The 16,248-nt window shown below is 37.8% G+C and carries 13 protein-coding genes and 1 pseudogene; 4 read left to right on the top strand and 10 right to left on the bottom strand.

Annotated elements, in window-relative coordinates; genetic code table 11:
* Positions 1-35 precede the first annotated feature (35 nt).
* Complete coding sequence (locus ACQKKK_RS22515; protein ID WP_427619252.1) at positions 36-284, bottom strand: hypothetical protein; 249 nt, start codon at positions 282-284, stop codon at positions 36-38.
* 429 nt (positions 285-713) lie between these two features.
* Between ACQKKK_RS22515 and ACQKKK_RS22510 the strand changes: the two genes are divergently transcribed.
* Complete coding sequence (locus ACQKKK_RS22510; RefSeq protein ID WP_427619250.1) at positions 714-1,124, top strand: hypothetical protein; 411 nt, start codon at positions 714-716, stop codon at positions 1,122-1,124.
* A gap of 140 nt (positions 1,125-1,264) precedes the next feature.
* Here ACQKKK_RS22510 and ACQKKK_RS22505 read toward each other — a convergent pair whose 3' ends face one another.
* The 8 genes from ACQKKK_RS22505 to ACQKKK_RS22470 all read right to left on the bottom strand — a co-directional run bounded on the left by ACQKKK_RS22505 (position 1,265) and on the right by ACQKKK_RS22470 (position 11,356).
* The gene (locus tag ACQKKK_RS22505; protein ID WP_427619248.1) at positions 1,265-1,558 is read right to left on the bottom strand and encodes a hypothetical protein; all 294 of its coding nucleotides are present in this window, start codon (positions 1,556-1,558) and stop codon (positions 1,265-1,267) included.
* A 273-nt stretch (positions 1,559-1,831) separates the two neighbouring features.
* Complete coding sequence (locus ACQKKK_RS22500) at positions 1,832-2,857, bottom strand: serine hydrolase domain-containing protein (protein ID WP_427619246.1); 1,026 nt, start codon at positions 2,855-2,857, stop codon at positions 1,832-1,834.
* A gap of 160 nt (positions 2,858-3,017) precedes the next feature.
* A complete protein-coding gene (gene nadE, locus ACQKKK_RS22495) occupies positions 3,018-3,848 on the bottom strand; it encodes an ammonia-dependent NAD(+) synthetase (protein WP_427619244.1) in 831 nt (276 codons plus the stop codon).
* Positions 3,849-3,882: 34 nt separating this feature from the next.
* Positions 3,883-5,352 (bottom strand): nicotinate phosphoribosyltransferase, encoded by a 1,470-nt coding sequence (locus ACQKKK_RS22490; protein ID WP_427619243.1) that lies wholly within the window; start codon positions 5,350-5,352, stop codon positions 3,883-3,885.
* A gap of 53 nt (positions 5,353-5,405) precedes the next feature.
* Positions 5,406-5,957, bottom strand: a complete 552-nt coding sequence (locus ACQKKK_RS22485) for a cysteine hydrolase family protein (RefSeq protein WP_427619241.1) — start codon at positions 5,955-5,957, stop codon at positions 5,406-5,408.
* A gap of 15 nt (positions 5,958-5,972) precedes the next feature.
* Positions 5,973-6,737, bottom strand: coding sequence for an NUDIX domain-containing protein (locus tag ACQKKK_RS22480; protein WP_427619239.1), 765 nt, complete (start codon positions 6,735-6,737; stop codon positions 5,973-5,975).
* A 1,783-nt stretch (positions 6,738-8,520) separates the two neighbouring features.
* The gene (locus tag ACQKKK_RS22475) at positions 8,521-10,050 is read right to left on the bottom strand and encodes a glycosyltransferase (protein WP_427619237.1); all 1,530 of its coding nucleotides are present in this window, start codon (positions 10,048-10,050) and stop codon (positions 8,521-8,523) included.
* A 190-nt stretch (positions 10,051-10,240) separates the two neighbouring features.
* Complete coding sequence (locus tag ACQKKK_RS22470; protein WP_427619235.1) at positions 10,241-11,356, bottom strand: CgeB family protein; 1,116 nt, start codon at positions 11,354-11,356, stop codon at positions 10,241-10,243.
* Between the two features lie 1,175 nt (positions 11,357-12,531).
* Between ACQKKK_RS22470 and ACQKKK_RS22465 the strand changes: the two genes are divergently transcribed.
* The 3 genes from ACQKKK_RS22465 (at position 12,532) to ACQKKK_RS22455 (ending at position 15,415) form a co-directional block, all read left to right on the top strand.
* The gene (locus ACQKKK_RS22465) at positions 12,532-13,395 is read left to right on the top strand and encodes a glycosyltransferase family 2 protein (protein ID WP_427619233.1); all 864 of its coding nucleotides are present in this window, start codon (positions 12,532-12,534) and stop codon (positions 13,393-13,395) included.
* Positions 13,396-13,678: 283 nt separating this feature from the next.
* Positions 13,679-14,734: a glycosyltransferase WbsX family protein gene (locus tag ACQKKK_RS22460; RefSeq protein ID WP_427619231.1), complete on the top strand. Its 1,056-nt coding sequence runs from the start codon at positions 13,679-13,681 to the stop codon at positions 14,732-14,734.
* 84 nt (positions 14,735-14,818) lie between these two features.
* On the top strand, positions 14,819-15,415 hold the full coding sequence (locus ACQKKK_RS22455) for a class I SAM-dependent methyltransferase (protein ID WP_427619229.1): 597 nt from the start codon (positions 14,819-14,821) through the stop codon (positions 15,413-15,415).
* 129 nt (positions 15,416-15,544) lie between these two features.
* Here ACQKKK_RS22455 and ACQKKK_RS22450 read toward each other — a convergent pair.
* A pseudogene (locus ACQKKK_RS22450) lies at positions 15,545-15,797 on the bottom strand (group II intron maturase-specific domain-containing protein); the annotation flags it as partial.
* Between the last annotated feature and the right edge of the window lie 451 nt (positions 15,798-16,248).

The following is a 16,248-nucleotide window of genomic DNA, read 5'->3' as shown; positions in this document are numbered from 1 at the left end:
ATTTCCTTAGATCGTCCATAAGTATTTCAATCACTTCATTCAAACTGCCCTTTACCGTATCTGAACACCAAGTCTTCCCGGACAAATTCCCTGCAAGTGGAAGATAGAGGTGACCTTTGAGGGTGTATCAAATCTCCAAATGGCAAATCCCCGACAAATTTAACTTCACCTTCAAAGTTCTTTTCGGATTCAGCATCAAAACCGGATACTTTTACAAAGCAAGTATTATGACCGGTTATCATATAATCGATTATTGTTAACATATTATTATGTACATCACTCATTCTATTTTCCTCCAACCTTGAAACCATTTAAGTATATTAATGAAGAAACCAATCAAAACGATAAAGACTAAGATTACTAGAGGCATTAGAATATTAGAAATCAGGAATACCTACTTTCAGAATCTCTAATTCTTAATTTTTTTATGTATTGAATATTATTATGGTTAACCTATTCACAATATATTAACTATACCTTTATTTAGCTGACGTTTCATGTCCTGATTTTCCAATTCATTCACTTATGCTTTTTTTTATGTATCCCAATAAATGCGAAAGAATAAATACTGACATAGTAGTGGATATTCACCCCTTAGCGTGTTTATATTTCATAATACTGCATCTAAGGTCAGTCGTGCCCCTCCATAGAACCTGCCCTCTTCTATATAGATTTATAACCTGCTATAATCTAAGGAATTGGAGGTGTGAAAAATGAAAGAATTCATCCAGATATTAGCGGAAATCGTCAATAATCTTCACGATTTCATCCTATTCTTTGTGAGCGATACATTAAATTCAAATGCAACGGACAAGGATTTGCATTTTTGGATAATGGGAATCATCGGTATTATCATCTTTTTGTTCGTGTTATTTTTATCTAATTTAATTTCCCGGATGCGTTTTGGGATTACGATACTTTCTTTCCTTTATACCTTTACTGTCATGGTTGTTTTAGTATTTGCAATTGAAATTCAGCAGGCCCTTACCAGCAGAGGGAATATGGAATTTCAAGATGCTGCTGTTGGCCTTTGGGGCTTTATCGTATTTTTCATGGTTTTTGCTGCAGTGTCATCCATATTCCTTTTAGTGAAGAACTTTTTCAAGCAATCAGAAAAAAGGTAACGACATGTCACCTTATTCCTTATGGCCATTGGATTTTTTATTGGCGGGAATGGGACACTCTCTGTGGCAACATTTTAATATGGAAAGGGAAAGTTACAGAGAAGCCGTTTTCAGGCGAGGTAATGAACACATGCTATCAATTACTTCGGTTCACTTTCGTTAAAATCAATGCTAAACAGATTAAAAGAATCGTCGTCATTCAAACGGTCCTGATCATACCCGGATAATTCAGAACTATTTTCCCTGCGACGGCGATTTACTTCCCTTAATTCCGCTTCTAGAAATTCAGCTTGACCGTGGGAAAGCTTGATCGTGATTTCATTATTATTTTGATCATCTGCAGCTTTCAAGAGGACATAACTATCCGCTGCATTACGTAAAGTCACGTTGCTTAGTGTTAAGTTCATGTTTGCGAGTTCATATCTTGCCTTCATAACGTAAAAAGAACCTCCATCGGAAAATACCGGTTAAAATGGTGTATATTAAATATACTTTACTTCAAGATATCTAAATATACAAATTCTTTGTTTGGAAAAGCCTTGAAACCTAAAGAAATCTACCTATTTAAAGAGCTTCCCGTGACAAGAAATGGAAAAGTGATACGCCATGTCATTAAAGCCGCGTTCTTGAATAAAAACAGGCCATGAATGAAGTCACATTGACTATAAACAAATGGAACCCTTCACTATCGGAAAGGTTCCATTTGTTTATAATTCTTTCTCGATCGCGCAGGTAATATCGTATGGACCCATACTTTCATTAGAAATAATGACGGTTTTCAATCGATTTGCCGGGTATACCGCAGAATTGAAGCTTACACCCGGGTCATACCCCATAAGATGATATTTGAAAATCGCGTCATTTTTTTTACGAATCCATATACCATACCCATAGAATTTCCCTTCATCTTCCGCAGCAATATGGGGTTCCAATAAAAGATTGGTATATTCTTTATTCAGTAACTGATTGGAAAATAACCCTTCCCATAGCTTGAACATATCTTTAATGGTAATATACGCCCCTCCATCTGCTCCGCCTTTGATGGGAAGGGAATAAACATTCGTTCTCCATGTTCCATTTTCTTGGTCTATGTACCCTAGCGCCGTGTTTTTAGGGAGTTTGTCCATGGAGAAGTAACCGGAATCTTTCATACCACAAGGCAGAAAGATGTTCTTGTCAATATATTCGGAAAATTCAAGTCCAGTTTTTTCCTCAACAATCAATCCCAATACAATATAGCCAGCATTATTATAATGAAATCTTTCCCCAGGTTCAAACATCATCACATCATCTTGAAACATGGGCAGAAAATCTTTTAATCTTTTTATATGGTACATCGGATTTTTCTGCCATAGCTCTTCAAAGTCCTCCATCACTTCTTCATCAAAGTAATCAGGAATACCTGAGGTGTGTGTTAAGAGGTGATGTATGGTTACATTTTGATGGAAATCAGGAAACACGATCGGGAGACAGTCTTTAAGCTTAGAATCGAACCTAAGTTTCCCTTCTTGTATTAACTGGCATATGGCAATCGCCGTAAACAGTTTACACCCAGAAGCAATTCCGAACCTTGTTTCAGCCGTATTCATAATTTCATCCGATCGATTAGAATAGCCATGTCCTGAGCTATATATCAGATCGTCTCCCGTTTTCACACCAATTACACCGGAGAATTCAATTTCCTTGCTGGTTTCTTCAATAAGCCTGGATAAATCCATATTTATAGTCGACATTTAATTTTCCCCTTTGCCGGTAAAATATTTTTTATTACTCATGTGTTAGCAAAGGTGATATTCAATGGCCTTCCCAAAAATGCCCGCATCTTTAAAAGTGATGCGGGTTTTAAATTTAAAGCCAAGCAGAGGCTTGAACTTCTTGGCTTCACCCATTCTTTTATTTCCACCAAGTATCATAGACGTTAATGGCTTCATTCCGTTTATGTTCGGTTTTAGTATACCATCCTTCGATGATTTCGGCAGCTTCCGTCCTGATTTCCTTTCCTTCAAGGTAATCATCGATTTCGTCGTAACTAACGCCTAAAGCCACTTCATCAGGAATTAACGGTTTGTCATCTTCTAAATCGGCCGTTGGAACCTTCGTATAAAGACGCTCAGGAGCATCAACGAATTTCAGGATTTCTTTTCCTTGCCTTTTATTTAATCGATATAATGGCATGATATCCGCTGCACCGTCACCATGTTTCGTAAAGAAACCTGTGATTGCTTCAGCCGCATGGTCCGTACCAAGCACGACACCTTTGTAAAGACCGGCTAAATCATATTGTACCTTCATCCGCTCACGTGCTTTGACATTTCCCCTTAAGTAATGCGATAGTTTTTCAGAAACGGCTTCTTCCACAGCCTTTACTGATGCATCCACCGCTTCCTTGATGTTAACTGTAACCGTTTGGCTTGGCTTGATGAATTTTAAAGCCAGCTGCCTGTCATCTTCATCAGCCTGTACTCCATATGGCAAACTAACAGCAACAAACTTATAGTCGCTGCCATTTTTTTCTTCATTCAATTCATTGACAGCGGTTTGGGCAATATACCCCGCCAGTGTTGAATCTTGACCTCCAGATATTCCAAGTACAAAGCTTTTCAAAAACGTATTTTTCTTCATATATCCTTTTAATAGATCAACACTTTTCCTGAATTCGACTTCAGGATCGATCGTTGGTTGGACAAGTAATTTTTTTACGATTTCTTTTTGTAATGGACGCATTGGCATAGCCCCGCTTTCTAATAAAATAGATTGGTTATTTCGTTAGCATTCTTTCTACATTGGCTTTAACTTCATCTATATTCCTCATTTTATTATCCCAACAATCCTGGCTTAGATCTACCGGGTATGCTTCAGGATTAAGTGCACGCAGGTACTCCGGCCATAATACTTGGAGATTTCTTTGCGTGAAGGCCTTGATTTCATCTATGGTTGGCATTTCATAAATCAAGCTGCCATCCTTGAAAATATCAACATGAAGATCAACCGCATCGAAATCCGTGACGAATTTACTTAAGAAGGTATGGACAGGATGAAACATTTTTAATTTTTCCTGTTCCTGCGGCTTCTCATATTCCATCGCCAAATAATCACCTTCAGCATGATGGTTCACTTTATTGATGATTCGATATACTCGTTTTAAGCCAGGTGTCGTAACCTTTTCAGGGTTAGAAGAAATTTTGATGGTATCTCTCATATTCCCATCTTCACCCTCTATTGAAACCATTTTATAAACAGCACCGAGCGCTGGCTGGTCATATGCCGTAATCAATTTGGTTCCGATGCCCCAAATGTCAATTCTTGCTCCTTGTTGTTTCAGGTTGATGATCGTATATTCATCCAAGTCATTGGAAGCGACAATCTTCGCATCATGGAACCCTGCAGCATCAAGCATACGTCGTGCTTCTTTTGATAAGTAAGCTAAATCACCGCTGTCAAGACGGACGCCAATGAAATTGATTTTATCGCCCAGTTCCTTGGCAACACGGATTGCATTGGGGATGCCAGAACGCAATGTATCATAGGTATCAACCAAGAATACACAGTCTTTATGGGAAACGGCGTATTTATGAAAAGCCGTATATTCATCTTTATAAGCTTGGATCATGGAATGGGCATGCGTCCCTGAAACCGGAATGCCGAACAGCTTTCCAGCACGTACATTACTAGTGGAATCAAAGCCAGCAATATAGGCCGCTCTCGCTCCCCAAATTGCAGCATCCATTTCTTGTGCCCGTCTCGAACCGAATTCAAGGGCAGATTCATCTCCAATAACTTGTTTTATGCGCGAGGCCTTTGTTGCCACAAGTGTGTGATAGTTCACAATGTTTAGCAACGCCGTTTCTATGAGTTGGGCCTCACCAAGCGGTGCCTCCACCCGTAAAATCGGTTCATTTCCGAAGACAAGCTCTCCCTCTTTCATGCAGCGGATCGCTCCCGTGAAACGGATGTTCTGCAAATAATCCAAAAATTCCTCATCATAGTGCAGGTCCGTTTTTAAATAGTCGATATCACTTTCCGAGAAGCAAAAGTTTTGAAGGTAATGGACAATTTTTTCAAGTCCCGCAAAAATCGCATATCCGCTGTTAAATGGAAGTTTTCTGAAAAATATCTCAAAAACTGCCTTTCGGTTATGTGTTTTGTCCTGCCAATAAGTTTGGGCCATGTTGATTTGGTAAAGGTCAGTGTGTAGTGCGTAACTGTCATCGTTGTATATTTTTTCCATGGATAGTTCCTCCCAAAAGAGAAGCTTTCGCCTCCCTTCTATTCTGTTGGATATTATAGAATGGTTGCTCCAAGAGATCCTTTAAAATGCCCAAGGGCCCAATGGTGACCGGCATCATTGAATGAGGCCACTGCATTTTCATATATAAAAATATTATATCCTAGATTATAAGCGTCGATTGCCGTATGCAGAATACAGATATCTGTACAAACCCCGACTAAATATACATCTGTAATGTGACGTTCCCTTAGGCGGATATCAAGGTCCGTTCCTGCAAATGCTGAATAACGCGTTTTATCTATATAATAAACATTCTTTTGATTTTTATTTGTTTCATATTCTTCTTTTAACGTCCCATATAGGTCTCTACCCATTGTACCGCTTATATTATGTGGTGGGAACAAATTCGATTCAGGATGTAAGCGGTCTCCATCTTCATGTAAATCAATCGCGAAGACCGTGTATTCCCCTTGCTTGATAAACTCCTTGGTAATACTGACTAGTGTCTTCTCGATATCCTGTCCTGGCTTCCCGCAGGTCAATGAACCCCCGTCTGCCACGAAGTCATACGTATAATCGATATTGATCAATGCCTTTTTACCCATTTCACCTAATCCCCCTTAATAATAAATAGAGTCCATGACAATCTCTGCATTAAATCGGTAAAGTTGTGAAGGCCGATACGAATTTCGTTTCGTTTTCTTCTGAATACCCTTTTCATCCAAGACTTTCTCCAAGAACGGGAGTTTAGGGGCTTTTGCATAAAAAAGTGAATCCGCGCTGATTTTTGCATCATCTCTAGCTGTCAGCAACACCCGTTGCAGTTCAGAAAGTGTAAATTCATCCGGCAGGAATTTTTGGGCTATCGTCGTTTGCACCATTTCTTTTTTCAGTAAGTTCATCGCGTCGTTAATAATTGTATGATGATCAAATGCAAGTTCTAATTGTAAGGCTTCCTGTATCGTGAACAATTCAACCTCAGCTGCATCGTCATCCGCTTTTCTTTGATGAAGAAACTCTTCCTGGACAATTGCATAAAAAGCATTGGATATGATCCATCCTCTGGGATCGCGTCCTGGCCGGTCATAAACCCCGAAATGCTTGACATGGAATCCAGCTACGCCCGTTTCTTCTTTTAATTCCCGTTTAGCTGCTTCATATGCAGTCTCGCCAGCATTGACAAAGCCTCCGGGCAAAGCCCATTTATCTCCTTCAACATTTGGGCTTCCTTCCTTATCTTTTGTTGCGCGTTTGATTAATAATAGCTTCAAAAGCATTTCAGGCGGCGCTTTCTCTGCCGTTTTCTTCGTAGTTATAGTAAAGATCGCAATATCTGCTGTGTATCCATCTGGAGTAATATATTTCTTTTTTTCCTGCTGAACCATGGCAACTCTCACTTTCTTTCACTAAGTATGGATTATGTAATTAGTAAATCATTAATTACTAATTATAGTACTCTTCCTGTTGTGATTTAGCAACTTTTAATGGGAAAAAAATCTTATTATTTGAAAAATCATTTATTTTAAAACGTTAATCGAGTAGGAGAAGGCGCCTAGCCTCCGACCTCTCACACCACCGTCGTTCGGTATACGCAGTTCAGTTTAGATCTGTCGTAATATTGTATACCTTTTATATAGACTTTCTAACCCTTAAGCATGGATCGAAGGTTTGTCTAGAATGGGACTATGTGCAATGCGCCAATAACCCGTCTACTATTTCCCCATTCATGCTTTTCCAAATGGAACACCTCATCCTTTGAGATTTCTTACTCTCGTCTTTGACAGCCTCCATGGTTTCCATAGCACATCCTGAGCCTTCTTCGAATCCATGAATCTAATTTCCTTTATACACTCGGAGTATCTACGAATGCGTAATACCCGATTCATCCTCTGAGGAATTGCTTTAGCTTTCTTACTTTTGACTTCCATGGGTATCGGTGATTTTCTCAAGGTCATTTCTCTGTTACGTATCTTTACTCTCTTCAAGCTTTGGTGAGCCAGTCGAACCTTTGGTGTCTTCTTAGACCTCGTGAAACTAAAACCTTTAACTGCTCATCCCTTTTGAAGTTCCCTGTGTATTCACCACTTCTTCCTTCAAATAAGTTCCGTTAGGAATTGTTTGCTTCTTCACAAGATAAAGAACGACTAGTATCCGTCCTCCTTAATCTGTTAGATCCTTCCTTATCTTCTCGAATAGACAAGTACTATGACCCAGGCTGCCAAGTGCACTTAGCTGTCACCAGATCTCCCAGGGAAAGAGTACATTTTTCCTACCATCTATATACTTCATTTACTTTGTAGACTTTCGGCAGTAACTGACCGGATGTTTGCCGCTTGCTTCCTTCAGATTCCTGGACACCGTGGACAACTTTCCCTGAAGCTAATCACTACTGGTTCAGGACTTTCACATGCAGAGCGCAAAAAAAAAGGTCAACCAGTATTTTTTTACTGATCAACCTTATAATACGAAGCACCGTTGGTTCATAAAGCAGAGGTGATTATTTGTCTTCTGCATTACACAACTCTCCCGCAAGCTCTTTATTTTTTTATATCCAACTCCTTCTCTTTGATCTAAGGATAATGGGGGTGGTATTGGTTCTAATTCTATAGCTATTGGACGGGTGTGAACCATTGTTTTTAAGTTTAGTGTTTCAGAATAACAAGGAATAGCAGCAACCAAAGATTGGTTTCAAACCTTTTTCTCTTCCTTAAACTCCTCAATACTCCATCATTTTAACAAAATTCGTTTCACTTAATAGAATCCAAACATCCCCAATAAAATGACCTTCCCCATCTATTTTTGGAAGTTCGAATACATCTACGAAGATAGCAACGGATCCAAAACCTTATCTAAATAATCAATAAAACTTTTACTATCCAACATTGTATTCTGGAGATCCGTTAATAAATGCTGTTGCGTTATTAATCTCAGAATAAATATTTTTCATTTTGTTTAGACGTCCAATCTCTTATTCTTGAGCAAGATTCAAAGGGAATTTCAAAAGGGGTCCGGAATGAAACATTCCAAACCCCTTTTTCCTACAGTTATTAACCCTTCCCGTTTTAAATTAAATTGGTATCAAGCGTAATAAATAAGAGTAAGGTGCATGTTGGAATGGTCATAGTGTTTTTGAAAAAACTAGCAGCAACCCTTATCATTATTAAAGGTTCACGGCAACACCACTACTTTCTCCGTACATGAAGAGCAAAGCTTGGCATATTCGATACACGTTTCTAAAGAATCGTTCGGCTCCATTGGCCACCATCGGATGGCTCCCATGGGCGCCATCGACGCAAAGGTTTCGATTTCTGCAGGAATACGACCAACAACAACTACTTCGATCTCTTTAAAATTGGTATCTATGCCCTTTTGAAGTGTCTTAAATAATTGGGTATGCTCATTTGTGGGGCAGGAGTGAGGAATAGGAAACAGGATTGAAACTTTGGATAATTCCTCATGAATGATATGAGCAGTTTTTCTTGCGGGATTATCTGAAGTTGTCTCCCAAATACGACTATATGGCACTTCCTCTTGTAAACCCAGTTCTTCCAATCTTTTATAGATTCTCGGACGATAATAACTGTTTAGTTCTTTTACGAGGATTTGAATCTGATTATTTCTCTGAAAAGTAGAGTTATCTCCATTTTCATTTCGATATTGGATATAGAGTAAATCGGGAATCGATATATACTTCGTACAAAGAAACGTCCGAACGAGCATGTCGTAATCGTCTGCAACCAATAGTTCTTCGCGATGGCCTCCAATCAGATGGTAAAAATCTCTCGTCCACGCACGAGGATGATTCGGTAAACCAACCAAATGACGGATTGTATTCCCATTGATGGTAGTGTGTCTTTGCACATTTTGCCATCGATTCATTTCGTGTACCCAGACTCGATAATGCAGACTGTATCCAAAACCACAATCCCAACCATACCAATGAGCATCGTGGCTGCCTACGTGCACCTCTGCACAATCTCCATAAGCAAAGCCACATTCAGGATGTTGTTGAAGTGCATCGACGATTTTCTTTAGACAGTCAGGAGTTAGATCATCATCGTGATCTACTTCTACTAAAATTTCCCCTGTACATAGACCTGCTGCATACCGTTTGATGGCCCCTATGTAGCCATTGCGGGAATCTTGGCGATACCTCCTCACACGGGGATCGTCTAGAGGGAGTAAGTCTTGATTGTATGTCTCATCATCATCACCGGAGTCATCTACAATCACCCATTCCCAATTGGAGTATGTTTGATTTAGTAGGGAACGATAAGGTCGCTGAATTTTTTCTTTTGACTTGTAACTGGCTGTAAACACAGACACTAAAGGAGTATCTGAAGAAAAACGGGTCGACGGTAGGGTTTTATTTTCTGGGAAAGGATCTGTCTGTTTGAGCCAGCAGTAAAATAAGTTGTATGGTTGAATTTCTGTTGGAGAATCGAAATGTAGCCAACGTTTTCTCTCCTGAACAGGTAACGTATTAAGCTCACTAAATTTTCCCCACTCCGTTCCTAATGAAACATAGACGCGAGGGTTTTTGGGATTTATATCCAGTAATGCATCATCAGGACCATAAACCTTCACTGTAATGTCACTTTCAGCCAGTCTCATTAACATTTCTTCCAACCCATCCCCTGAATTCCTCTTTGAAACAAATAGATGGACTGTCAATAGTGGAGTATGATTGGTCGTCATATTTACCCTCCTAAAATAAATAGGTATCAATTATCGTGAATACAAAAGATAGAAAATTCACCGTTATTATACACCAAGTTAATATTTATGTTCCTTTCAAAAATATAGTTTTATACAGGTGCAAATTTACTTTTGAACATAAAAACATGATGAACAAAAGTGAACCTACTACTCGAATCCAGAATTGGAATTATCCATATATCAACTTCAACAGAGTTGCTAGTCTTTTCGCGTAAGTATGACTTTTTAATGTTTGAATATACCCTCTTTGCGCAATCGTATTTCTCTCCTCGTCATGGTTTAAATAATAATCTATCTTTTCAGTCAATTCAGAAGGAGATGTGTAAGTTTCAATTTCCTTCCCTAATTCATAATAACGTTTTAATTCTTGTCGAATATCCGAAAGCTGAAATGCGCCGCAGGCAGAAATTTCGAAGGTTCGAGGGTTAATTGAAAGGGCCGTAAGTTTATTACTGTTACGATTGAATAACGTAGTATCATCGTATAAACGATGGTTATTAATCACAATTTTGGATTGGTTAATAAGGCGGGCTGATTCACTCGGAGATAGGAAACCAAAACGGATTTTATCAAATAGTAAGTGATAATTCCGCATCCGGTCCCAACGCGACCCCACGATGAGTGTATTTTTTTTTGATAGAAAGGGAGCAATTTCATCAAACAAAGAGATTCTGTTGTTCCAACCTGACCCCATAAAACAAACGTCAATAGGAATCGAGTTATCCTTCCTCTCCCTCTGATAATGGAAAACTTTTGTATTGACTGCGAGAGGTAAATAATGAACTTGGGGACAACCTAACAACTGATAGTAAGATACACAGCTTATCTCTTGTGTAAAAACATAATGATAATAGGGGGCTATGTTTGTTGTTACGTCTGTATAGTATGGGTCATCCGTAAACCACACTGCTGTTTTAATACCCATTTCCCTAATGGCTTTCACTTGGTCAATAGGAAATGTATCTCCAAGTAAAACAAGCAAAAGGTCCGGCCTTAGTTCAGCTGCAAGACTAACCACATTTTCCTCCGCTTTTGCTGTATATACTTCACGCACTAAATATCTAAGTTCCTCAATAATTCCTTGATTAATAACCCTGTAGGTATCTCCATGCCAAGGATGAATATAAAGTACACTTTTATTCCAGAAATCAAATCTGTCATTAAGACCAACTTCATCTTTGATCATTAAATCCGATGATGGTCCCTCCCCCCCTTCTTTTTGGTCAACAGTGTAACCGTTTTTTTTGACATTAAATTGATTTTTATTATCAATTTCTTTAAACATCTCTATTGATCTCCTTTTCCTACTTAAACATTGTCTTTTCTCATTCCTACTGCAGCTATAACTTAGTCCATGAGTAAAAAATGGGAATTTTACGCAAGCTTTGTTTGTCTTATGCTTTTATATAAATCTTGCAAGCTCGTACAACAAATTATTTGGTTACTGGCTATATTGAAATGGAGTCATATTGGAACTCGCAAATATAATATCTATTTATAAATAAATATAATGATTTTTAAGGCCTTCTTAATAACGAATAACAAGTGCATGATAAATCCAATTGGTACAAATGGTTATCTTTTTCTCTGTTATTCTTCCTTAATTAATATGAGAAATAGCAAAAAAATATGACTCAATGAAAACTCAAATCTTCTTGTCATAATGAATAACACTACAATATCAATGGATACATACTTATAAAGTAAAGAGGAAAATGGAGTTGGAAATTTCTTGTGCACTATGTAGAAAACACTTGAATGGTCGTCAAAAGACATGAAATTAAAGAGCGAATGGAAGAAAAGCTAGGAACATGCATTTAAATTCCAGCAAGATCAATAAAATTTTGAATCAGTTGAGTCTATTACCCGGGCGTTAGCAATATATTTAGGAAAGGAATTGAATTTTCATTCACTCATGAAAAAATTCTACTTATACGCCCTAACTTTGTATAGTGTGAGGAGCTAGTCCCTATTATCTGAGATAGAATCATGTCGAATATATAGCATTTTTGGTCCTTTCAATAAACACGTTTTGAGTAACAAGTATTGGATGAATACTTTGAACACATTTGAAGCAGTTACAACTGTCAAAGCGAATTACTATTTCACAATTCAAACGGACAAAAGGTAAATATACCCAATCCCGGTTTTACATTCCCCCCTTGACTGCGGTGTGGTTTAGAGCCCTATTTATTGATTGCCGTTAGGCTAGTTGGTTATGGATGAAAAACTCCTTAAAGAGGCGCGCTAATATTAAGCGATGAGGTAGCCGTTTTTACCCCCTATGCTACGTTTTGAATAAAAATGAACCTTGAATACTATCAACAAACCAATGAATTTTGGGTATCAATGGTTGCTTCTGCTGCCTTCTTTGGGGTTAAGGAACAATAATAATAAGTAATAAAAAATTTCGTACCTTAAACAGTGAAGTAAATTTCAGGAAACAAGGGGGTAATCAATATGGGAAATCCTTTAGTTAGTGTCGTCATTCCTGCGTATAATCGACCAGATACTCTAAAAATAGCGATTGACAGTGTATTAGAACAAACCTACCCTAATATCGAAATTATTATTTGTGATGATAGTACAGATAATCGAGTACAAGAAATGCTTGGACCTTATTTAGGTTCAAACCCTAAAATTAAGTATTATAAAAACGAAAGAAATTTATTTCTTGAAAATTGGCATAAATGCTATGATTTGGCATCGGGAGAATATATTAATTACTTGATGGATGATGATGTGTATCATAAAGAAAAAATCGCAAAAATGGTTTATTTTTTCAAGGAATTCGAAAATATTACCCTTGTCACATCTTATCGACAAACTATCGATGCATCCGGTCAATTTCTCCCTCCTATTGGTGCTACAGCTCGAATATATGAAGAAACAAGGATCCTTGACGGAAAGATGTTGGGAGACCTAGCATTAACCCATTGTCTCAATGTTATCGGTGAACCGACAACAGTGTTATTTAGAAAAAAAGACCTTACCGAACGATATGGTGTATACAAAGGGAAACAGTATTCTCTGATCAATGATATAGCTGCCTGGTTGTCGTTGCTATCCAAAGGGAAAGCTGTGTATATTCCAGAAGCTCTTAGTTATTTTCGAAGACATCCGAATCAAAATAACAATACACTAGGCTTAAAAGCATTTAGTGAATGGTTAGATATTATGATTGCCTCACGAGAAGATGGATTTCTTGATACGAACGATTTATTCAAAACTGCTCTTCACTCTTATCGTGAACGTATAAAGAAATATCATGAACTTGCAGAAGATATCAAGCAGATTGATATGATTTTAACAACCTTGGATTAAAAATCTTGCTTTGTGACGCTTAGTTGTTGATTAAATTGAAAAGTTTTATTTTGTCGTTATACTGTTTTTTCCATCCAAAAAAAAAAAATACCCGACAGCTTCCAGCATAGCCATCCGGTTATTAAGCTTGTCATCTTATCCCCTGGCTATCAATCTTACTAATCCTGATTTCCTTCGCCGGTTTTACTGGACTCTTTAATCATTAATATTAATTTATGAATGGATTCATCCCAATGCAATTAGTTTAAATTATGTTTAACATTTTTATAGGAGTGAGAAGAATTTGAAACTTATAGCTTTCTATTTGCCCCAATTTCACCAAATTCCAGAAAATAACCTTTGGTGGGGACCAGGATTTACCGAATGGACGAATACAAAAAAAGCCCCAACATTGTTTCCTGGACATAATCAACCACGGGAACCTTATCAAGATTATTACTATGATTTGGCAGATGATACTGCGAGAAAATGGCAAGCACAAATTGCCAAAAAATACGGTATCTATGGATTTTGCTATTATCATTATTGGTTCAAAGGAAAAAGGTTACTCGAAAAACCATTTAATGAAGTTCTTCGAACAGGAGAACCTGATCTTCCTTTCTGTCTCTCATGGGCAAATGAACCGTGGACTAGAAGGTGGGATGGTTGGATTCACGACGTCTTAATGCCTCAAGATTATGGTGATGAAGAGGATTGGAAAGAACATTTTGATTTTCTACTAACAGCATTTAAGGATGAAAGGTATATCAGAGTGGACAACAAACCTTTATTTACTATATATCGACCTGGTAGCATTCCAAGATGTGAGGAAATGTTACAGTATTGGCAAAATCTAGCTAAACAAAATGGACTTGATGGTATTTACTTTGTTAAAACTTTAAATATATTCACGATTCCTCAAATTGCAGGATTCGATGCTTCTCTTGAATTTGAACCAGGTTACACTTTGAATCATGGAGGTGGTTCAACTTTCCGGAGAGCTGTGGATGGGTATCAACAAAAGTTTATTGTGATGGATTATGATCAAGTATGTTCATGTATTTTAGATAGAAGTGAATTAAAGAAAAATATAAAGACATTTCCAGGTGCATTTATTGATTGGGATAACTCAGCCAGAGTAGGAAATCGAGCGCTGATTTTTCAAGGGTCGACCCCTGAAAAGTTCTCTTACTATCTAAGTCAGCAAATTCAAAAGGCAGTTAAAAACAATAGTGAATTTTTGTTTATCAATGCTTGGAATGAGTGGGCGGAAGGAACATATTTGGAGCCAGATAAGAAGTATGGATATCAATATTTGGAAGCAGTAAAAAAAGCTCTGGATAATAATGGATTAAGATAGATTATTCTATAAATATTAATAGCTCTTCAAATTATTTATATATTAATTGGAAGAAAACTACAATGTAAGAGGTGACTTAATAAATTGAATACACAAGGAGATTTTCCTCAATTAAAGATTAGTGAATTATATGGTTTCATTGAAAGCGTAGATGGCTGGTTGACACATTTGGAACAAACGGCACTTTTGCATCTACCGGCTTTAGTTGATCATTTGCAAGGGGACATCATTGAGATTGGTTCTTTTAAAGGAAAAAGTACAACAGCCTTAGGTCTCGGAAGTAAGTGGATTAGTGAGCGCAAACGTTCGATATATGCAATAGATCCATTTATTCCTAATAGCGGATATCATGGAAATTACTTTAACGATTTTCAAAAAGCTATTCAAGGTTTTCAACTAGAGAACTATGTAATTCCAATAAAGAACTACAGTCATGAAGCAATCGGTGAATGCCCTGAGCTTATTTCAGCACTTTTTGTTGATGGTAATCATAGCTATTTAAACGTAAAGCAGGATATACAACTTTATGCTCCAAGAGTCGTAGACGGAGGCATGATTGCATTTCATGACTACAGTACTTACCAAGATGTTAAAAGAGCTGTTGATGAACTTTGTGAGAGTAAAGAATACGTATACGTCTGTGATTACGACAGTTTGCGCCTTATCCGTAAAATAAAATAAACTCTTTGAATCATGCAATAGGTATAGATGAAGTACAACGTTACAAACCTAATAGCCAATGAGTAGGAGGAGGCGCCTAGCCTCCGACCTCTCACACCGTACGTACCGTTCGCTTTTATGTCTGACGTAGTTTTTATATCTTTCATATAAACTATCCAACCCCCAGGTGATGCCATTAATAAGTTATCAAAAGTTTTCTCTAGAATTGGGCTATGGCCAATACGCCAATAGCCTATCTGCTATTTCCCCATTCATATGCTTTTCCAAATGGAACGCCCAGTCCTTTGAGCTTTCTCACTCTCGTTCTTGGTAACTTCCATTGTTTCCATTGGCACATCCTGAGCCTTCTTCGAATCCATGAATCTAATTTCCTCAGTACGCTTTTGAACCGCCTGTTGCCCTTGTTTGTTAGGAAAAATTCATAGCTATTTTCTTAAAAGGTTGAGTCATATTTCTTGGTCAATATCTAGGCAATGGCTTATTGAATGAAACGGTCGGGATACCCAATAACCTAACTCCGCCGTTTGATTTCGGGATTTCGGTACGACGTACGGGTTGCGGTATGTAAGATCCCTTGTAAAAGGGTTGTTTTCATGCTGTGCCACCAGTTATAAGGTGCAGTCTGGCATTCCATCTACACCTTGGCTTCCCTTATTTCTTTCTACACGCTTCAATGCCTGTATTAAGTTTTCCCTCTCTAGTATCTGTTCCATTAACATCGTTGATATCCTTTCTATTTGGATAAATGGTCTATTTATGCCTTTATTTGCTCACCTTTTTGAAGTTCCCCGTGTAATCACCTCTTCTTCCTTCAAATAAGTTCCGTTAGGAAT

The organism is Peribacillus sp. NPDC006672 (genome assembly GCF_050274955.1).
GTDB lineage: Bacteria > Bacillota > Bacilli > Bacillales > DSM-1321 > Peribacillus.
Note: the sequence above shows the minus strand (reverse complement) of the source record. Positions and strands in the feature narration are given on the sequence as shown.